The organism is Stenotrophomonas sp. WHRI 8082 (assembly GCF_040223995.2).
In the GTDB taxonomy this organism is placed as follows: Bacteria; Pseudomonadota; Gammaproteobacteria; order Xanthomonadales; family Xanthomonadaceae; genus Stenotrophomonas.
The window spans coordinates 2,031,452-2,051,975 of sequence record NZ_CP167826.1 but is presented as its reverse complement, the minus strand read 5'-3'; the positions used below and the strand labels follow the sequence as shown (position 1 = coordinate 2,051,975).

Sequence of the window (20,524 nt, the reverse complement as noted above, 5' to 3'; positions counted from 1 at the left end):
CAGCGCGGGCGCGGGAACGGACACCGTCGGCTCAGGCGCCGCCCATCGCAGCAAGGATTCGTGCACGCGATGTCTCGGCGATGCGGCGTCGACCTTCGATGTCCTGGCTGCGGATCGGCTCAAGGAAATGCACTTCAGCGCGGCGCGCCGGCTCGCCCAGCAGGCGCAGGAAGTTGGCGAAGAAGCTTTCGCGCGCGCCAAAGGCCACAATGGTCTGTGCACTACCACCGGCGCCGTAACGCAGGGCCACCGGCTGCACCGGCACCCCGGTTTCCACCGCTGCCTGGAAGATGCGTGCATGGAACGGGCCCACGTCGTGGCCGCCGCGCGTGCGTCCTTCAGGGAACACGCCCACCCCCTTGCCTTCGCGCAGGCGTACGACCATCTGCTGCATCACCCCATCCAGCGATTCGGTGCTGCCGCGCTGGTGGAAAATGGTCTGCCCACGTCCCGCCAACCAGCCCACCACCGGCCAGCCGGCGATTTCGCGCTTGGCGACGAAGCCCATCATGCGCTGGCTGTGCAGTGCGCAGATATCGATCCAGCTGACATGATTGGCGACGAACAGCACCGCACCGCGCAAGGGCTGGCCGATGCGCACCAGGCGAAAGCCGAAGATCCACATCAGGCCGGCCGACCACCAGTTGACCACTTTGTAGGCCAACGGCTCCTGGCCGATGCGCAGCTCGCCCCACGGCGGCAGCATGCCGACCAGGATCAGCGGCAGGAAAACAAGCAGATGGACCAGCAGCAGCGGAACGCGGTACAGGTAACGGCACGCACGCGCCACGCCGCCACGTGAGGCCGGAGTGGGGGAATTCATGCGGGAACGATACCCGAGCGCCGCAGTGGCTGCCAGCGCGATGTGGCCAAACGCATTGCGCGAGCTGGCCATTGGCGGGCAACGGTGTGTTGCAGTATGCGGTGGGCACCGCTGTGGCTGCTCTTCAGGCCGCACCCGCGCGCCCTGCGCCCTGCGCCCTGCGGTAGAGCCGACCTCAGTCGGCTGGCAGCAACCACAACCGCAGCGTCCTGGTAGAGCCGACTTCAGTCGGCTGGCAGCAACCGCAGCCGACTGAAGTCGGCTCTACCAAGTGCAATCCCACGCCACCGGCAACGTGCGCCCACGTGCAGCCCTTCGCCGTCAGCGCCGTGCAACCTCGCGCGGCACAATGCGAACGCCGCCTGCGATATCCGGTGCGATGCCTCAGCCGTGACCGGCAGCGACCACGGCCAGCGTCAGCCGCGAGGTGCAGACCAGACGGCCCTGTTCGTCTTCGATGCGGATGTCCCAGATCTGCGTGCTGCGGCCGACATGGGTGGCGCGCGCGGTCCCGGTCACCACGCCCTCGCGCTTGGCGCGGACATGGTTGGCGTTGATCTCCAGCCCGACGCATACCTGCTGGGCATTGTCCACGCACAGGTTGCCGGCGCTGCTGCCCAGCGTTTCGGCCAGCACCACCGACGCACCGCCGTGCAGGATCCCGTAAGGCTGGTGGGTGCGTGCGTCCACCGGCATGGTGGCCTGCAGCCAGTCATCGCCTACCGCAGTGAATACGATGCCCAACTGCTGGATCACCGTGTTGGCGCTGAGCGAATTGAGCGTTTCCAGCACAACCGGCTGGCGGAAAATGGATGACATGCTGCTCTCCAGTCAGAGAATGGGCACCAGGCCGGCACCGAAGGCGGTGAGCATGCGGACCAGCAGCAGCTTGGGGCCGACATTCACTTCCGGGAAGTCACCGACCGCCGTATAGCAGGAACGGAAGTCCGGATGCTGCCGCGGCAGCGGTTCGGGACAGTCCGGGCCCGGCTGGAACTCGTAATCGGTGGCATAGCGCCACGGCCAGAAGTCCAGGATCGGTAACGCTTCGGATGCCTTGCCCATGCTGTAGTTCAATCCGGACAGCACCGGCGGCTTGCTGCGCGGTGCCACGGTCCAGGAATTCTGGGGATCGATATCACGCAGGATGCTGTCAGCCAGCCGCTGTGCGAACACCGGATCGTCGATGATCACCGCACCTTCGGTGTTGTAGTTTTCACTGCGTGGATCGAAGTTATGCGTGCCGATCACGCCGATCCGGCGGTCGACCACCAAGGACTTCGCGTGCAGCCCCATGCGGGCACCGGATCGCGTGACCGGCAGCGGTCGGTTGACCGCCCGGCTGCCCAGGAAGGAGGGCCGGGTTTCGGTACGCAGCAGGTCGCGCTCCACTTCGCTGCCCGATGCGCGACGGCGTTCGCGGGCATTCTGGTAGGCACTGCCGGTGCGCGGATGGCTGCGCGCTGCCGGTGTCTCGACGACCGGGCCGGCACCTGTCCCCTCGCCTGCATCGGCCGAGCGGGTGCTGCCACCACTGCCGGGCGGGCGCGCGTTGCTGCCTGCCGCGCTACCGCCGAGCATGCTGCCGCGCCGCCCCTCCGGGTAGTCTCCGGCGATCGGATCGGACATCAGGTTGCGGTAGTCCACCGGGGCATCCAGCGGAAACGGTTTGAACTCGAAGATGTTGAAGCCCAGCTCGCGCATGTTGCGGCGCTTGTACTTGTAGGACAGCGCATAGACGATCGGGTTGTCGGTAGCGGCCAGGCTGTTGGTCGACACCAGCACGCGCGGTGGATCAGGCTGCTGGCGCAGATCAGCGAACAGCTTGCGGGCCGGCTTGGACAGCACCAGGTACGGCGTCTGCAGCAGCACTTCGGACTGCGCCTCGGCGATCAACCGATCCAGCTGTGGCTCGGTGACGTGCTGGCCGTTGCGGGGATGCTCGGGGTTTTCGCGGCGGTGCTTGCGCGGCAGGTCGGCGACGTAACGCACCGATGCCACCGGCAATGCGGTATCGACGAAGCTGCGGGTGATCCACGCGGTGTCGGTGGCCTCGGCGATGACGCGCTGCACGCGCTCCGGTCGCCGGTAGTCGACCGGCGGCATCTGCGGTGGGCCGCTGTCGAGCAGGATCCGCCCGACGTCATTCAGGCGCTCGGCCGGCACGCTGCGCGGCGCGAGCCAGAACGCCTCGAAGTTGGCCGCCATGGTCCGCGCCTCCGGCCCCGCCACCAGCACGTCGCGGTCGCGGAAGTTGTACTCCGCATCCCAGTCGTAATAGTCGTCCTGGTAATTGCGGCCCCCGACCACACCGATGGCGTCGTCGATCACCAGCAGCTTGTTGTGCATGCGCTGGTTGAAGCGCCGGAAGCAGCACAGCACGCTGCCGGCGTAGTCGAAGTAATTCAGCCGGGCCTTGCCGAAGGTCGGGTTGTAGACGCGGAGTTCGAAGTTCTGGTGCGCCGAGGACAGCGCGCCAAGGATCTGCAGATCGGAGATGGCCGAGAGCTGGTCGATCAGCAGGCGTACCTTCACGCCGCGGCGGCTGGCGGCCAGCAGCTCGTCGAGGACCAGCCGCGCGCTGTCGTCCTTGTCGAAGATGTAGGTCTGCAGGTCGATGCTGCGGGTGGCGCTGCGCAGCAGGTTCAGCCGGGCGACCAGGGCTTCTTCGCCTTCATCAAGGATGGTGGCGTAGTGGCGGGGCTGGCCGGGTGCGGATTCGCTGAATGCCCGTCCGGCCAGCGCGCGCAGCGGTGATTCCTGCGCGCAACGGTCGGCCTGGTCGCACTCGACGACGGTGGAGCGTGCCTGCACGGCGATGTTGGCCGCACGCGCACGCTCGCTGTTGGACAGCGACGCACAGCCGCCGACCAGCAACAGCGTTGCCAGCGCCATCAGGCGCAGCATCAGATTCACGGTTCAGGCACCCCGGTCAGGCGCGCGCGCAGTACGAAGGTCACTCGATCACTCAGGGCAAACTGCCAGTTATCCATGCCGTAACGGCCGCGCAGGACAGTCCCACGGCTCACAACGTCGCAATCATAGCCGGGTCTGGCGCATTCCGCCTTCTCCACCCGCAGCACTTCCGGATGGCTGACCCCCCGCAGCATCAGGCGTCCTTGGATGTCACCGCCCTGGTCGACCCGCGCCGGATCATAGGGCAGCGAGTCGAACTCCACGACCGGGTGGCGCTCGGCATCGAAAAAGTCGGGCCCCCGCATCCAGCCGGTGTAGCGGACCTTGCCGGGTATCTCCACCGTGCGGGTGAACATCTTCAGGTGGACCTGGTGGCGCCCATCGGACAGCACCTCGATACGCCCTTCAAACTGCGGGAAATTGCCTTCGATGCGCTGGCCGAGGCGGCTGCGCACCTCGAAGCCCAGCTGGGAGCGGCCCGTGTCCAGGTACATCGGTGCGCGGTGGGTCACCTTCACCGCAGGCAGCGCAGATGGCTGCGCCGCCAACACCGCCGGCAGTCCCATCAATGCGAGCAGCAGCCCCCTCTGCCACACGGTCATCGGATCACGGCCACCAGAACGCGTTGAGGATGGCGACACCGGGTTCGATGCTGACGTCCTTCGGGAACTGCAGCACCGCGATACCGGCCGGCGGCATGCCGCGGTAGTCGCTGGTCTCGCCGGTGTTCAACAGGGCGACCAGGCGCTCCAGGCCGGGATTGTGGCCGACGATCATCAGGCGCTCTACGTCTTTGCGGTCATCGACCAGCCCGATCAACGTACCGGGCGTGGCGTCATACACCTTGTCTTCCAGCTTGTGCTCGAAGAAGCCGGTCACACCGACCACGGCTTCCAAGGTCTCGCGGGTACGGCGGGAGGGGGAACACAGTACGCAGTCGGGCTGCAGCTTGTTGTCTTTCAACCATTTGCCGGCGGCCTCGGCTTCGGCCAGACCTACCGCCGACAACGGGCGGTCAAGGTCGGCCTGGCCCGTGCTGGCCGGTTCGGCATGGGCATGGCGCAGCAGGATCAGTTCACGCATCGGAGTCTTCCCTTGTTGGAGGGGTGGCGGAGGCGGCTCATGCCTTGTCCAGCCAGTGCAGGAGGGGTTCCCAGTCGGCCTGGTGCTCGCGCACCTGTGCCGAGCGGTAGTCGAACAGGCTGCGGCCCATGCCGGTCATGACCACATAACTCTGGCTGTCACGCAGCTGGGTGATCACCGGGTAAGGCCACTCGGACAGCATCTGGATGGCCTGCTGCGAGGTCTGGGTCCATGGCTTGGTGCGGTTGAGCACCAGTCCGACCGGCAGCTTGCGCTTGTGCACCCGGGCCACTTTCGACAGGCTGTTGAGGAAGCCGACGATGGCTTCGATGTCCAGCGCGGAGGGCAGCACCGGCACTACCACGGCGTCGGCCGCGTCCAGGAAATGCGGGATATCGTCGGCCAGCGCACCAGCCGGGGCGTCGATGATCACCGTGTCGGTCCCATCGGGAACCTTCTGCAGCCATTGCTTCTTCTTGTAGACATCGAGCGGCAGTACGGCGCTTTCCAGCTCGGAACGGCGCTGTGCCCAGCGCGTGCTGGACCCCTGCGGGTCGGCATCGGCGATCACCGTGCGCCTTCCCTGCAGTGCCGCGTGCGCGGCCAGATGGGTGGCGATGGTGGTCTTGCCCACCCCACCCTTTGAACCGGCCACCAGAATGGTCTTCATGCAGGCCTCGCTTCCGGGAGAACGTCGCCCGAGCGTACACCGGTGCAGGTGATGGAGATAGTCGCGCGGCTGAACCACCCGGCCCGTGCCTTTGCTATGGTGGCGCCCCCGAAGGATCGAACCGGCATGAGCGAACTGCAGGACCTGAGCGCACTGATCCGCGCCAATACGCCCCTGATCGTCATCGAGACCCAGGACGAGGGTCGCATCATCGAATTGTTCCGGCAGACGCTGCTGCATGTGTGGCGTGCGTTGCATCGCTGGTCGATCACCGAGGGCCTGCGTCGCATCGACCTGGACCGCGAAGACGAGCCGGTGGGGCCGCCCGACGCCAGCGCGGCGCTGCAGATGATCCAGCAGGCCGACCAGCGCGGCATCTACCTGCTGCTCGATTTCCACCCGTACCTGGGCTACGCGAGCCACCAGCGCGCGCTGCGCGATCTGATCCAGCGTCGCCACAGCCAACCGCACGTGCTGGTGCTGATCGGCGCCAAAGTGACCTTGCCGCCAGAGCTGGAAGCCCTGGCCACACGCTTCAACCCCCGCCTGCCCGACGCCAATGCGCTGCTGAAGATGCTGCGCGAAGAGGCCGCCGGGTATGCGCGCGAGCACGGTGGACGGCGGGTGGAGGTGGACAGCGAGGCGGTGAAGAAGATCCTGCGCAACCTGCAGGGACTGAGCCTGGTGGATGCGCGGCGGATTGCCCGCCAGCTGATCTACGCCGACGGCGCCCTGGGTGATGACGACCTGCCGCAGCTGGCCAAGCTGAAGTTCGAGCTGCTCAACCGCAGCGGACACCTGTTCTACGAATACGACACGGCACGCTTTGCCGATGTCGCCGGTGCCAACCGTCTCAAGCGCTGGATCAGCCAGCGGCGCATCGCGTTCCTTGCCGGCGCTGCGCCGGCTGGCCTGGACCCGCCACGCGGGATGTTGCTGCTGGGCGTGCAGGGCTGTGGCAAGTCGATGCTGGCCAAGGCCACCGCCGCCGGGTTCGGCGTCCCCCTGCTGCGCATGGACGTGGGCGCGCTGTACAACAAATACCACGGTGAGACCGAATCCAACCTGCGCCAGGCATTGGCATCGGCCGAGCAGCTGGCGCCCTGCGTGCTGTGGATCGACGAGATCGAAAAGGGCTTGGCGACGGGGGGGGACGACGGTGGCGTGGCCCGCCGGGTGCTGGGCACGTTGCTGACCTGGATGGCCGAACGCAAGGCGCCCGTCTTCATCGTCGCCACCGCCAATCAGGTGCACGAACTGCCTGCCGAGCTGCTGCGCAAAGGCCGCTTCGATGAGATTTTCTTCGTCGACCTGCCCAGCCCGGATGTGCGCGTGGAGCTGCTGCGCCTGCACTTGGCGCGACGTCAGTTGAATGCCGACGATTTCGCCCTGCCGGCTCTGGCAGCGGCAGCGGACGGGTTCTCCGGCGCGGAGATCGAGCAGGCCATCGTGGCGGGCATGTACGCCGCGCATGCCGACCAACGCCCACTGGACACGCCGCTGCTGATGGCGGAGATCCGCGGCAGCCGCCCGTTGTCCGTGCTGATGGCCGAGCAGGTGAACGCCCTGCGCGAGTGGGCGTCGGCGCGCACGGTGAATGCCGACGATTGAGGCGCCGCCACCGTCGCCGTTACCCCACCGTCCTGCGCGTTACGGCCACGCCGGGGGATTGGCGGCCCACGCTTTCTGCACCTGCGCCAGGGTCTCGCGCTCGCTGTCGCGCCACGTTGGCAGCAGGGCGGCGTAGTTGGCCGATGTGCTCCAGCGCGCCGGCTCGGTGCGGACCGCCGCGGCGTACCACTTCACCGCATCGTCCTTCTGCCCGATCTGCCACAGCGCAAGAGCGTACGTCGGAGGCACCCACGACGGGTTGCCGCGCAGCCCGCTGGCCGCTTCCTGCCACTGCGCCAGTGCAGCGTCCGCCTGGCCTTGGCGGTACAGATCCCAGCCGTGGTTCCAGCGCACCATGCGGCCGGACGGCGAGGCCGCCGGTGCCGCCTGCAGCGCCTCGGCGTACAGCTGCTGGCCCAGCTCGGCGCGGCCCTGGCCAATGGCCACACCGGCCAACTGCACCGTGGCTTCCAGCGATTTACGCCCGCGTTCGCGCTGGCGCAGCAACTGACTGACCAACTCATCGCCTTCGCCCTGAACCACCTGCACAGGTGCAGCGGCGGCATCGGCGTCGAAATAGAACTCCTGCGGTGCAGGCAATGCGGGCGCGGCCCATGCAGCGGCCGGCCCCGAAGCCAGCAACATGCCGGCCAGGAACTTTCTTGCAAATGACATCGTGTTTTCCCCAGGTTGCAACAACAACCTCCCACGCCCCGATCCTAACCGGACTTCGGTCCCGGATGCGAGTACCGGCCCACAACGGCCCCACTGTTACAATCCGCGCCCTTCGGGTCTGCAGCCGCAGCGCCGATGCCAGCCGATCCGAACCAGGCCAGCCATGACCAGCACCGCGCAGCTCACCTCACCGGCGTCCGCCGACCTGCTAGACCGCGATTACACGCTCGACCACAAATACACCCGTGGCGAGGGACGGATCTACCTGAGTGGCGTCCAGGCGCTGGTGCGCCTGCCCCTGATGCAGCGCCTGCGCGACGAGGCGGCCGGGATAGACAGCGCCGGCTTCATCAGCGGCTACCGTGGCAGCCCGCTGGGCGGCTTCGATCTGGAACTGTGGCGCGCACGCCAGCCTCTGGAAGCGGCCAAGGTGAAGTTCACCCCCGGCCTCAACGAAGACCTGGGCGCGACCATGGTCTGGGGGACCCAGCAGACCAACCTGTTCCCCGGCGCCAACGTGCAGGGCGTGTTCGGCATGTGGTACGGCAAGGGCCCTGGCGTGGACCGCTGCGGTGACGTGTTCAAGCATGCCAATGCGGCAGGCACCTCGCGACTGGGCGGCGTGCTCGCACTGGCCGCCGACGACCATGCGTGCCGGAGCTCGACCCTGCCGCACGGCAGCGAAGACGAGTTCGTCAGCGCGATGATGCCGGTGCTCAACCCGGCCGGCGTGCAGGACATCCTGGACATGGGCCTGCTGGGCTGGGCGATGAGCCGCTATACCGGGCGCTGGATCGGCTTCAAGACGATCGCTGAAACGGTGGAGTCGTCTGCTTCGGTGGAAGTGAATCCGCTGGCACGGCGCATCCTGCTGCCGGATGATTTCGAGATGCCGGCAGGCGGTCTCAACATCCGCTGGCCGGACCCGCCGCTGGACCAGGAAATGCGCCTGCACCGCTACGCGGTCAGTGCCGCGCAGGCCTTCGCCCGGGTCAACGGCATCGACCGCACCGTGCTGGATTCACCGCGCGCGCGGCTGGGCATCGTCACCACCGGCAAGAGCTACCTGGACGTCCTGCAGGCGTTGGAATACCTGGGCCTGGATGAAGCGGCGTGCGCCGACATCGGCATCCGCGTGTACAAGGTCGGTATGACCTGGCCGCTGGAACCGCAGGGCATCGCGCGCTTCGCACAGGGCCTGGAAGACATCATCGTGGTGGAGGAAAAGCGTGCCTTCATCGAGCGCCAGATGAAGGAGCAGTTCTTCAACTGGCCGGCCAGCTGGGGCGCACGTCCGTCCATCGTCGGCAAGTACGACGAGGCCGGCGAGTGGATCCTGCCGTCCACCGGCGAGCTGACCCCGGCCACGATCGCCGGCGTGATCGGCCGGCGCATCCAGCGCTTCTTCAACAACGAATCGATCACCCAGCGCCTGCAGTGGATGAGCGAAAAGGAAGCGGAGCTGGCGCTGCCGCGCGCGGCCTTCCCGCGCATTCCGCATTACTGCTCCGGCTGCCCGCACAACACCTCCACCACCGTGCCCGAAGGCTCGCGTGCGCTGGGCGGCATCGGTTGCCATTACATGGTCACCTGGATGGACCGCAGCACCGACACGTTCACCCACATGGGCGGCGAAGGCGTGACGTGGGCAGGCCAGGCCGCGTTCACCGACACGCCGCACGTGTTCCAGAATCTGGGTGACGGCACCTACTTCCACAGTGGGTCGCTGGCGATCCGCCAGTCCGTGGCGGCCGGCGTCAACATCACCTACAAGATCCTCTACAACGATGCGGTGGCGATGACCGGTGGCCAGCCGGTGGACGGCCCCCTCAGCGTGCCGGACATTGCCCGGCAGATGCGCGCCGAAGGCATCCAGACCATCGTGGTGCTGTCGGACAACATCGAGGTATGGACGAAGCAGCGCGAGCAGTTCCCCACCGGCGTGGAGTTCCATGACCGCAGTGCGCTGGACGCGGTGCAGAAGCAGCTGCGCGAAGTGAAGGGCGTCTCCATCCTGATCTACGAACAGACCTGCGCCACCGAAAAACGCCGCCGCCGCAAGCGCGGCAAGCTGGTCGATCCGCCCAAGCGCGTGATGATCAATTCGCTGGTCTGCGAAGGCTGCGGCGACTGCGGAAAGAAGAGTTTCTGCGTGTCGGTGCTGCCGAAGGAAACCGAGTTCGGGCGCAAACGCGACATCGATCAGTCCAACTGCAACAAGGACTACTCCTGCACCACCGGCTTCTGCCCGAGCTTCGTCACCGTGCACGGGGGCAAGCCGCGCAAGGGCAGCAAGCGCGAGGCGTCCACCCTGCTCGACAACCTGCCGGCACCGCCTGTGCGAACCGCGCTGGAGCAACCCTGGAACATCCTGATCACCGGTGTCGGCGGCACCGGTGTGGTGACCATCGGCGCACTGCTCGGCATGGCCGGCCATCTGGAAGGCAAGGGTTCGTCCGTGCTGGACCAGACCGGGCTGGCACAGAAAGGCGGCGCGGTGACCACCCACATCCGCATCGCGCGAGCGCCCACCGACATCCATGCCGTGCGCATCGCAGCCGGCGAAGCCGACCTGGTGCTGGGCTGCGACATGGTGGTGGTGAACGACTACTGGGCGCTGTCCAAGGTGCGCGCTGGCCGCACCCAGGTGGTGCTCAACACGTACGAAGCGATGCCGGGCGGCTTCACCACACGGCCGGACATGCAGTTCCCCGCCGCCGACATCATCGCCGGCGTGCGCGTGGCCCTGGGTGGCGAACAACCGCTGCTGCTCGATGCCACGCAGCTGGCGACCGCACTGCTGGGCGACGCCATCGCGGCGAACCTGTTCATCCTTGGCTATGCGTGGCAGCAGGGCCTGGTGCCTCTGTCGTTCGACGCACTGATGCGCGCCATCGAGCTCAATGGCGCGGCCGTGGCAATGAACCAGCAGGCCTTCGCCTGGGGCCGCCTGGCCGTGGTCGATCCGCAGGCGGTGCAGCAAGCCGCCGGGCTGGTGCGCAATCGTCACACCGACACGGAAGACACGCCCGGCCCGCTGCATGCGCTGCCGCCGGGAGGGTGGGAAGGCAATGAAGGGGGCGCCACGGCCGCGCCGCGCAACAGCAGCGACGAGCGTGAACTGCGCGGCCTGCCAGGGCATGGTGGTGGGGAGTTGGCTTTCCTGCCGCTGGATGATGCCCGCCTGTCGCGCTCGCTGGATGAAATGATCGCGCGTCGCACGTCGTTCCTCGTCGATTATCAGGACCAGGCCTACGCAGACCGGTACCGCACACTGATCGAGCGCGTCCGCACGGCCGAGCAGGACACGCTGGGCGGCTCCACCGCGCTGACCGAGACCGTCGCCCGCTACCTGTTCAAGCTGATGGCCTACAAGGACGAGTACGAAGTGGCGCGGCTGTATACCAGTGGCGATTTCCAGCGCCAGCTGCAGCAGCAGTTCGAAGGCAACTACCAGGTGCGCTTCCACTTGGCGCCGCCGCTGTTCGCGAAGAAGGACGACCAGGGGCGTCTGATCAAGAAAGAATATGGTCCGTGGATGCTGAAAGCGTTCGGCATGCTGGCGAAGCTGAAGTTCCTGCGAGGCGGCCGGCTGGATCCCTTCGGCCGCACCGCCGAACGGGTGGGCGAGCGCCAGCTGATCAGCGACTACGAAGCCACCGTGCAATTGTTGCTGGACGGCTTGGACGACCATCGGCTTGCCTTGGCGGTGGAGATCGCCAGCATCCCGGAACACATCCGCGGCTATGGCCACGTCAAGGAAGCGCACCTGCACACCGCCAAGGCCCGCGAAGCGACCCTGCTGGCGCAGTGGCGCAACCCGCGCGCGCTGCATATCGTGCAGGTAGCCTGACGGTAGTGGGGTGCAGGTAGTGACCGTCTGAGCTGGCAATTAAGCAACCTATAAGTTGCATTTAGGAAGTGCAACTTATAGCTTGCATAGCGAGGAGCAGTTGATCTTCAGTCGCCGGTTTATGCAACCTATAAGTTGCCGTGGTCGAGCGAGAGGACTAGCATGGGTCCTCGCCCTAGAGACCCGCTCCATGGCCGCTGCAAGCGTTATTCGAACGCCTCATCAACTCGCTCCACTCATGCGCGCCTATCGCCTGAAGGCAGGGCTGAGCCAGGCCGCACTCGCGGCGCGCCTTGGAATTTCTCGTCAGGCGGTCACCGCGTTGGAGAAGGCCCCCGAGGCGGCAACGTTCGAGCGCCTGATGAAGGTCTGGGCCCTGCTCGGCATTGAGGTTTCGCTACAGGAGGCCGCTTCGGTTGCGGACAAGCGCATCACCACTGGCTTGGAGTGGTAGTCATGAGTCAACTGCGAGTCTGGATGAACGGTCTGGAAGTTGCGACGTGGGAGCAAGGGACGACCGCCCCCGCACAACTGACGTACACGGAGAGCTGGCTGGCATCGCCTATGCCCCGTCCAGTTTCTTTGTCTCTACCGCTGCTTCCCGCCGGTCAGAGTCACCGGGGCGACGCGGTGACGGACTACTTCGACAATCTCCTGCCCGATAACGCGGCGATCAGGGCGCGTATCCGGGATCGGTTCTCTACCCGTTCCACTGGAACGTTTGAATTGCTGCAGGCTATTGGACGCGACTGTGTAGGCGCCGTTCAACTGCTCCCTCCCGAGCAGCCTCCGCAGGGCGTCCAGTCGATCCGGTTCCGCGCACTTGATGAGGCAGGCGTGGCGAGAACGCTGCGCGGTGTCACGGCGTCGCCGATACCGGGCATGGCACAGATCGATGCGGACGATTTCCGCATATCCATTGCCGGTGCGCAGGAAAAGACCGGACTGCTATGGCATGAGGGTAAGTGGTGCATTCCGCTGTCGAGCACGCCGAGTACCCACATTTTCAAACTCCCTCTGGGACTGGTCGGCAACATGCGAGCCGACATGCATCAATCGGTGGAGAACGAGTGGCTATGCATGCATCTGCTGGCGGCGTTCGGCATCCGTGTCGCGTCAACCTCGATGCAAAGCTTTGAAGATCAGCGCGCACTTGTTGTCGAACGCTTTGACCGTAGGCTCTCCCTGCGGGGTAAATGGTGGCTCCGCCTGCCTCAGGAGGACATCTGCCAGGTCTTTGCTTTGCCGGCGTCAAAAAAGTACGAGAACGACGGTGGGCCGGGAATAATCCGGATCATGGACCTGCTCCGTCAGTCCGAGAGCCCCGATGACCGGGCTACTTTCTTCAAGACCCAGATACTCTTCTGGATGTTGGCGGCAACCGACGGGCATGCGAAAAATTTCAGCGTCCACATCGAAGCAGACGGACGTTTCCGCATGACACCCGTTTACGACGTCTTGTCGGTGTATCCCATCATGGGGCGAGGGCCGCAACAGCTGGACCCGTTCAAAGCTCAACTGGCCATGGCCGTCGTGGGCAAAAATCGTCATCGCCACCTGCTCAAGGTACGTCGCCGACACTGGAATGAAACCGCACATGCCTGCGGTATCAGTGCAGGTGCCGAGCCTTGGATACAGGAACTGCTGGAGAAGGTGGAACCGGTGATCCAGCAGGTAGAAGCATCTCTGCCAACCGGCTTTCCTGAAACGGTGTCTACGGCAATATTCAGCGGGTTGCGAGCGGCGGGGGCGCGCCTCGCTGCGATGCCCGCCGACGCCTGATCACCCCAGCCGCCACACCAGCAGCCGGTTGTTGGCCGGCATCGCCAAGTCTTCCAGCGCAACAAAGCCCTGCGCCACCGCCAGTGCCTGCACCGCCTCCGCATCGCGTAGGCCACTGCGCGGATCGCGGGCCTTCAGCCAGCCATCGAACTGGGCGTTGCTGTCACTGGTGTACGCGCCGCCGTAATTGAACGGACCGTACACCGCCAGCAAGGCACCGGGCTGCAGCAGCGCGGGCAAACCCGCGAACAGCGCCTGTACGTGGTCCCATCCCATGATGTGCAGGGTATTGGCGCTGAACGCCGTATCGAAACGCGGGATTCCGGCAGGCACGGCCAGCGGCGGCGACGGTGGCAGCTCGGCCTGCAGCGCGAACGGTGCCTGCAGATTGGGCAGCGCCGCCTCGGCCCGCCACGCCGCGATGCCTCGCAGATGGTCGGGGTGGTCGCTGGGCTGCCACTGCAGCCACGGCCAGCGCTGGGCGAAGTACGCAGCGTGCTGTCCCGTGCCACTGCCGATCTCCAGCACGTGGCGGCGATCGGCCATGAACGCATCCAGCGCGGCCGCGATCGGATCGCGGTTTCGTTCACAGGCGAGGGAGAAGGGTTTTTCGGTCATGGTTCGTGACGAAAGTGGCAGAACGCCATTGTGCCTGTGACACGACCATGACTGCAGTCACTTGCGTCATTGCATGCCGCTGGCGAAAGTCGGGTGTCAACTGAGTGCACGTGGGGTGGTGGCAGTGCGACGTCGTGATTTCCTGGCCTTCACCGGTGCCGGCCTGGCCGGCCTGATGCTGCCGCATGGCCGCGTGATCGCCGCCGAGCAGCTGCTGGAGCCGGGCGACCCGGTCATGGGCAAGCGCCTGGCCGACGCGGCGCTGCAGGCAGCACGCCAGGCCGGTGCCAGCTACTGCGACGTGCGCATCGGCCGCTACCTGAGCCAGGGCATCATCACCCGCGAGCGCACCGTCGAGAACGTCACCAACAGCGAATCGGCCGGCGTCGGCATCCGCGTGATCGTCGACGGTGCATGGGGCTTTGCGGCCACTCACCAACGCACGCCCGAGCAGGTCGTGCAGGCCGTCGCGCAGGCGGTGGCCATCGCGCGTGCGAATGCGCGCGTGCAGACACGCCGCGTCCAGCTGGCGGCCACCCCGGGCGTCGGCGAGGTCAGCTGGCGCACGCCGCTGAAGAAGAACGCCATGGCCGTGCCGGTGCAGGACAAGGTCGGCCTGCTGCTGGACATCAACGACGCCGCGCTGGGCGCCGGGGCCGACTATTTCAATTCGACGCTGTTCCTGGTCAACGAGCAGAAGTACTTCGCCTCCAGCGATGGGTCGTGGATCGACCAGGACGTGCACCGCATCTGGCTGCCCTTCACCGCCACCGCCGTGGACAAGGCCAGCGGCAAATTCCGCACCCGCAACGGGCTGTCCGCGCCGATGGGCATGGGCTACGAGTTCCTGGACGGCGACCGCAGCGGGCGTTTCGAACTGCCCGGCGGCGTGGTCGGCTACGGGCAGTCCTACGACGCACGCGAAGACGCCTTGGCCGCGGCGCGCCAGGCCCGCGAGAAGCTCACCGCGCCCTCAGTGAAGGCCGGCAAATACGATGTCGTGCTGGATCCGTCCAACTTGTTCCTGACCATCCACGAGAATGTCGGCCACCCGCTGGAGCTGGACCGCGTGCTCGGCTACGAAGCGAACTACGCCGGCACCAGCTTCGCCACGCTGGACAAGCGTGACGCCGGCTTCCGCTGGGGCAGCGACATCGTCACCTTCTTTGCCGACAAGACACAGCCGGGCAGCCTTGGCGCCGTGGCCTACGACGATGAAGGGGTCAAGACACAGCGCTGGGACCTGGTCCGCGACGGCATCCTTGTCGACTACCAGGCCACCCGCGATGAAGCCCATATCCTGGGACGCGAGGCCTCCCACGGCTGCAGCTACGCCGATTCCTGGTCCAGCGTGCAGTTCCAGCGCATGGCCAACGTGTCACTGGCACCGGGCAAGGCACCGCTGAGCGTGGCCGACATGGTCAAGGACGTGGAGAACGGCCTGTACTTCCATGGCCGCGGCTCGTATTCCATCGACCAGCAACGCTACAACGCCCAGTTCGGCGCCCAGTTGTGCTATCAGATCAAAGAGGGCCGCATCACCGGCATGGTCGAAGATGCGGCGTACCAGATACGCACGCCGGAGTTCTGGAACGCCTGCACGGCGATCTGCGATGAACGCGACTTCCGCCTCGGCGGCTCGTTCTTCGACGGCAAGGGCCAGCCGTCGCAGGTGTCGGCGGTCTCCCACGGTTCGTCCACCACCCGCTTCAACGGCATCAACATCATCAACACCGCGCGCAGTCTCGGCGCATGAGTCCTGTCCAACATCCATACGTGGAGAGCAGCCTTGCAACGACGTGACTTCCTCGCCCTCACCGGGCTTACCGCGGGTGGCCTGCTGGTGCCCTCCTTCTTCGGCAAGGCCATCGCCGCCGAACAACTGCAGACCGTGCTCGACCCGGCGCTGAAGAAGCGCCTGGCCGATGTTGCCCTGCAGGCGGCGCGCAGTGCCGGCGCCACCTACTGCGACGTGCGCATCGGTCGCTACCTGCGGCAGTTCGTGATCACCCGCGAAGACAAGGTGCAGAACGTCGTCAACACCGAATCCACCGGCGTCGGCATCCGTGTGCTGGTGAACGGGGCCTGGGGCTTCGCGGCGACCAATCAGTTGGCCGTTGCCGATATCGCCAAGGCCGCGCAGCAGGCCGCGGGCATCGCCCGTGCCAATGCGGGCATCCAGACCGCCCCGGTGCAGCTCGCTGCGGCGCCTGGCGTGGGCGAGGTGAGCTGGCGCACGCCGATCCGTCGCAACGCCATGGACGTGCCGATCAAGGACAAGGTCGACCTGTTGCTGGACGTCAATGCGGCCGCCATCAACGCCGGTGCCAGCTTCGTCAATTCGATGATGTTCCTGGTCAACGAGCAGAAGTATTTCGCCTCCACCGATGGGTCGTACATCGATCAGGACGTGCACCGCATCTGGGTGCCGATGACCATCACCGCCATCGACAAGGAAAGCGGCAAGTTCCGCACCCGCGAAGGGCTGTCCTCGCCAATGGGCATGGGCTACGAGTACCTGGACGGTGCCGCGGCGGGCAAGGTCATGACGCCCAACGGCGTGGTCAACTACTCCAGCTCGTATGACATGAAGGAAGATGCGATCGCCGCGGCGAAGCAGGCCCGCGAGAAGCTGAAGGCGCCTTCGGTGAAGCCGGGCAAGTACGATCTGGTCCTGGATCCGTCGCATACCTGGCTGACCATCCACGAATCGGTCGGCCATCCGCTGGAGCTTGACCGCGTGCTCGGCTACGAGGCCAACTACGCCGGCACCAGCTTCGCCACCCTGGACAAGCGCGAGCAGAAGTTCCAGTACGGCAGCGAGCTGGTCAACATCTTCGCCGACAAGACACAGGAAGGCAGCCTGGGCGCCGTGGCGTACGACGACGAAGGCGTGAAGTGCAAGCGGTGGGACCTGATCAGCGACGGCAAGCTGGTGGACTACCAGACCATCCGCGACCAGGCCCACATCCTTGGCAAGACCGAGTCCGATGGCTGCTGCTACGCCGATTCGTGGTCCAGCGTGCAGTTCCAGCGCATGGCCAATGTGTCCATGGCGCCGGGCAAGAAGCCGCTCAGCGTCGATGAACTGATCAAGGACGTGGAGAACGGCATCTACATCATCGGTGACGGCTCGTTCTCGATCGACCAGCAGCGCTACAACGCCCAGTTCGGTGGCCAGCTGTATTACGAGATCAAGAACGGCAAGATCACCGGGATGCTGGAGGACGTGGCGTATCAGATCCGCACGCCGGAGTTCTGGAACGCCTGCACCGCCGTTGCCGATGAGCGCGACTACCGCCTGGGCGGCTCGTTCTTCGACGGCAAGGGCCAGCCGGGCCAGGTCTCGGCGGTTTCGCACGGTTCGTCCACTGCCCGTTTCAATGGCATCAACGTCATCAACACCGCACGCAGCCTCGGCTGACCGGTCTGGAGCCCGATACCCATGAGCATCTTCACCGAACAGCAGGCCAAGGCCATCCTCGACAAGGTCATCGCCCTGTCCAAGGCCGATGAGTGCACGGCCACCCTGGCCGGATCCATCAACGGCAACATCCGCTTCGCCTTGAACAACATCTCCACCAGCGGCATCGTCAGCGATGCGTCGCTGGCCGTCGAAGTGGCGTTCGGCAAGCGCGTCGGCACTGCCTCCATCAACGAGTTCGACGACGCCGCGCTGGAGCGCGTGGTCCGCCGAGCCGAAGACCTGGCCCGCCTGGCGCCGGAGAACCCGGAGTTCATCCCGGCCATCGGCAAGCAGGAATACCGCCCGACGCCAACCTTCAGTGAATCCACCGGTGCGATCGATCCGGCGTTCCGGGCCAAGGTCGCCGCCGATTCCATACTGCCCTGCCGCCAGGCCGGGGTGATCGCCGCCGGCTTCCTCGAAGATGGCCATGGCTTCACCGCCACCGCCAACAGCAAGGGCAACTTCGGCTACCAGCGCACCAGCAACTTCGACTACACCTGCACGGTGCGCACCGAAGACGGCCGTGGTTCGGGCTGGGTCGGCCGCAACCTGAAGGACGCAGCGGACTTCAAGGCCGACCAGGACGTGCGCATCGCCATGCGCAAGGCCACCGAATCGGCTGAAGCCAAGGCGCTGGAACCGGGCAAGTACACGGTGATCCTGGAACCGGCCGCAGCGGCTGGCCTGATCAGCTTCATGATGCGGTTCTTCGACGCACGCACTGCAGACGAAGGCCGCAGCTTCCTGTCCAAGAAGGGCGGCGGCAACAAGCTGGGCGAGCAGGTCTACGATTCGCGGGTGAGCCTGCATGCCGACCCGTGGCACCCGGAAGCGCCGGTACTGCCGTGGGACGAAAGCGGGATGCCGCGCGAGAAGGTCGCGATCATCGAGAACGGCAAGATCGCCAGCCTGGACTATTCGCGTTTCTGGGCGCAGAAGCAGGGCAAGACCGCCAACGCGCGGCCGGGCAACCTGTTGATGAGCGGTGGCGACAAGAGCACCGCCGACCTGGTGCGCGGCACCCAGAAGGGCATCCTGGTCACCCGTACGTGGTACATCCGCATGGTCGATCCACAGACCGTGCTGCTGACCGGCCTGACCCGCGATGGCACGTTCTACATCGAGAACGGGCAGATCAAGCACCCGGTGAAGAACTTCCGCTTCAACGAGTCGCCGGTGATCATGCTCAACAACATCGACGAGCTGGGCAAGCCGGTGCGCGTGGCCGGTGATGAGTCCAGCTTCGTGATGATGATCCCGCCGATGCGCCTGCGCGACTTCACGTTCACCTCGTTGTCCGACGCAGTCTGATGGATCGCCGGGCCTGCCTGCGCTGGTTCGCCGCCGCCGCTTCTGCGGCAGCGGTCCCGGCATGGGCGCAGGCAGGCCCGCGCAGTTCACGCTACGACTTCTGGTTCACCCGCCTGCAGTACGACTCCGGCGACTGGGACGTGGATGCACGCATGCCATCCAACCTGATCACCTCGTTGATCGATTACACCTCGCTGCGGGTGGACCCGCAGGAACGCGTGGTCGCGCTTGCCGATCCGCGCATGCTGGAGGCACCGTTCTGCTACCTCGCCGGCCACACGCTGGTCGAGTTCAACGCCGCCGAGCGGCAGAACTTCGTGCGCTATGTCCGCAACGGCGGCTTCGTGTTCGTCGATGACTGCAACCACGATATCGACGGTCTGTTCGCCACCTCGTTCGAGGCGCAGATGGCGCGGCTGTTCGGGCCGAAGGCCCTGAAGAAGCTGCCCAACACCCATGCGCTCTATCGCAGTTTCTTTCAGTTTCCGGAGGGTCCACCGGCCACCAGCTTCGAGCTCAACGGCTGGGGCGACGACCTGGTGCACGACTACCTGAAGGGCATCGAGGTGGACGGTCGGCTGGGCCTGCTTTACAGCAACAAGGATTACGGCTGCGAGTGGGACTATGACTGGCGCAACAAACGCTTCCTGGCCGAAGACAACACCCGCTTCGGCGTCAACATCGTGATGTACGCGTTGAACCATTGATAGGACAGGCATTCCCATGAGCACCCCCGACCTCGATTCCCTGCTGCCGCGCCTGCATGAGCTGCGCAGCGCGCTGGCCCACGCCGTGGTCGGCCAGCACACCGTAGTGGAGCAACTGCTGATCGGCCTGCTGGCGGGCGGGCATTGCCTGCTGGAAGGCGCGCCCGGACTGGGCAAGACCCTGCTGGTGCGCTCGCTTGGCCACGCCCTGGAGCTGCAGTTCCGGCGCGTGCAGTTCACCCCTGACCTGATGCCCAGTGACATCCTGGGCACCGAACTGCTGGAAGAAGACCACGGCACCGGCCACCGCCATTTCCGCTTCCAGCAAGGGCCGATCTTCACCAACCTGCTGCTGGCCGACGAGCTCAACCGCACGCCGCCGAAAACCCAGGCCGCCCTGCTGGAAGCCATGCAGGAACGCACCGTCAGCTATGCCGGCACCACGTACACATTGCCGCAGCCCTTCTTCGTGCTGGCCACGCAGAACCCGATTGAACAGGCCGGCACGTATCCCCTGCCAGAGGCACAACTGGACCGTTTCCTGCTGCACGTCCTGGTTGAATATCCCAGCGAAGACGAAGAACGGCAGATCCTGGAACAGACCACTGGCGGCGCCACCGCCGGCGTACCGAAAGTGATGGATGCCGAGGCAGTGCTCGCCCTGCAGGCGGCCGTGCGGCAGGTGCATGTCAGCGCCGACGTGCTTGCCTGGATCACCCGCCTGGTGCGCGCAAGCCGACCGGGCGATGATGCGCCGGCCGCCATCAACCAGTGGGTGAAATGGGGTGCGGGACCGCGCGCTGGGCAATCGCTGGTACTGGCCGCGAAAGCGCGCGCCCTGTTGCAGGGGCGCTTTGCCGCCACCCGCGAAGACGTACTCGCACTGGCTGCGCCGGTGATGCGACATCGGCTGGTGCTGTCCTTCGCCGCCGAGGCCGAGCAGAAGCGTGCCGACGACGTGGTCGCCGCGCTGCTGCAGGCCGTTCCATTCCCCGGTTGACCCGCG

Annotated in this window: 17 protein-coding genes; 9 read left to right on the top strand and 8 right to left on the bottom strand. The window is 65.9% G+C overall.

What is annotated here, in order from left to right; all coding sequences use genetic code 11:
* Positions 1-31 precede the first annotated feature (31 nt).
* The 6 genes from ABRP17_RS08975 to ABRP17_RS08950 form a co-directional block, all read right to left on the bottom strand.
* Positions 32-823 (bottom strand): 1-acyl-sn-glycerol-3-phosphate acyltransferase, encoded by a 792-nt coding sequence (locus ABRP17_RS08975; RefSeq protein ID WP_188325645.1) that lies wholly within the window; start codon positions 821-823, stop codon positions 32-34.
* Positions 824-1,207: 384 nt separating this feature from the next.
* Positions 1,208-1,642: a hotdog fold thioesterase gene (locus tag ABRP17_RS08970; RefSeq protein ID WP_188325644.1), complete on the bottom strand. Its 435-nt coding sequence runs from the start codon at positions 1,640-1,642 to the stop codon at positions 1,208-1,210.
* Positions 1,643-1,654: 12 nt separating this feature from the next.
* A complete protein-coding gene (locus tag ABRP17_RS08965; protein WP_349985439.1) occupies positions 1,655-3,739 on the bottom strand; it encodes a phospholipase D family protein in 2,085 nt (694 codons plus the stop codon).
* On the bottom strand, positions 3,736-4,305 hold the full coding sequence (locus ABRP17_RS08960) for a YceI family protein (RefSeq protein ID WP_372486991.1): 570 nt from the start codon (positions 4,303-4,305) through the stop codon (positions 3,736-3,738). Before ABRP17_RS08960 ends, ABRP17_RS08965 begins: the two co-directional genes overlap by 4 nt.
* A gap of 40 nt (positions 4,306-4,345) precedes the next feature.
* A complete protein-coding gene (locus ABRP17_RS08955) occupies positions 4,346-4,822 on the bottom strand; it encodes a histidine phosphatase family protein (protein ID WP_188325642.1) in 477 nt (158 codons plus the stop codon).
* A gap of 37 nt (positions 4,823-4,859) precedes the next feature.
* Positions 4,860-5,492, bottom strand: coding sequence for a ParA family protein (locus ABRP17_RS08950; RefSeq protein WP_192082798.1), 633 nt, complete (start codon positions 5,490-5,492; stop codon positions 4,860-4,862).
* A gap of 126 nt (positions 5,493-5,618) precedes the next feature.
* Here ABRP17_RS08950 and ABRP17_RS08945 point away from each other — a divergent pair, with 126 nt between their 5' ends.
* Entirely contained in the window at positions 5,619-7,103 is a 1,485-nt protein-coding gene (locus ABRP17_RS08945) for an AAA family ATPase (RefSeq protein ID WP_349985438.1), read from the top strand.
* 39 nt (positions 7,104-7,142) lie between these two features.
* On the opposite strand, the gene ABRP17_RS08940 is transcribed toward ABRP17_RS08945, so the two are convergent.
* Positions 7,143-7,778: a tetratricopeptide repeat protein gene (locus tag ABRP17_RS08940; RefSeq protein WP_349985437.1), complete on the bottom strand. Its 636-nt coding sequence runs from the start codon at positions 7,776-7,778 to the stop codon at positions 7,143-7,145.
* Positions 7,779-7,941: 163 nt separating this feature from the next.
* Between ABRP17_RS08940 and ABRP17_RS08935 the strand changes: the two genes are divergently transcribed.
* From ABRP17_RS08935 to ABRP17_RS08925, 3 genes are all read left to right on the top strand, one after another.
* Positions 7,942-11,631, top strand: coding sequence for an indolepyruvate ferredoxin oxidoreductase family protein (locus ABRP17_RS08935; RefSeq protein ID WP_349985436.1), 3,690 nt, complete (start codon positions 7,942-7,944; stop codon positions 11,629-11,631).
* 238 nt (positions 11,632-11,869) lie between these two features.
* Positions 11,870-12,085, top strand: coding sequence for a helix-turn-helix transcriptional regulator (locus ABRP17_RS08930; RefSeq protein ID WP_249405709.1), 216 nt, complete (start codon positions 11,870-11,872; stop codon positions 12,083-12,085).
* 2 nt (positions 12,086-12,087) lie between these two features.
* Positions 12,088-13,413, top strand: coding sequence for a type II toxin-antitoxin system HipA family toxin (locus ABRP17_RS08925; RefSeq protein ID WP_192095559.1), 1,326 nt, complete (start codon positions 12,088-12,090; stop codon positions 13,411-13,413).
* Here the strand turns inward: ABRP17_RS08925 and ABRP17_RS08920 are convergent, their stop codons facing one another.
* Positions 13,414-14,031 (bottom strand): DUF938 domain-containing protein, encoded by a 618-nt coding sequence (locus ABRP17_RS08920; RefSeq protein WP_349985435.1) that lies wholly within the window; start codon positions 14,029-14,031, stop codon positions 13,414-13,416.
* Positions 14,032-14,155: 124 nt separating this feature from the next.
* Between ABRP17_RS08920 and ABRP17_RS08915 the strand changes: the two genes are divergently transcribed.
* From ABRP17_RS08915 to ABRP17_RS08895, 5 genes are read left to right on the top strand one after another with little or no spacing between them, the layout of a single operon-like run.
* Positions 14,156-15,787 (top strand): metallopeptidase TldD-related protein, encoded by a 1,632-nt coding sequence (locus tag ABRP17_RS08915; protein ID WP_192082818.1) that lies wholly within the window; start codon positions 14,156-14,158, stop codon positions 15,785-15,787.
* Between the two features lie 33 nt (positions 15,788-15,820).
* Positions 15,821-17,455, top strand: coding sequence for a TldD/PmbA family protein (locus ABRP17_RS08910; RefSeq protein WP_192082804.1), 1,635 nt, complete (start codon positions 15,821-15,823; stop codon positions 17,453-17,455).
* A 21-nt stretch (positions 17,456-17,476) separates the two neighbouring features.
* Positions 17,477-18,811 (top strand): TldD/PmbA family protein, encoded by a 1,335-nt coding sequence (locus ABRP17_RS08905; protein ID WP_192082805.1) that lies wholly within the window; start codon positions 17,477-17,479, stop codon positions 18,809-18,811.
* On the top strand, positions 18,811-19,518 hold the full coding sequence (locus tag ABRP17_RS08900) for a DUF4159 domain-containing protein (protein WP_192095552.1): 708 nt from the start codon (positions 18,811-18,813) through the stop codon (positions 19,516-19,518). Before ABRP17_RS08905 ends, ABRP17_RS08900 begins: the two co-directional genes overlap by 1 nt.
* Before the next feature lie 16 nt (positions 19,519-19,534).
* Positions 19,535-20,518, top strand: a complete 984-nt coding sequence (locus tag ABRP17_RS08895; protein ID WP_349985434.1) for a MoxR family ATPase — start codon at positions 19,535-19,537, stop codon at positions 20,516-20,518.
* The last annotated feature ends 6 nt before the right edge of the window (positions 20,519-20,524 follow it).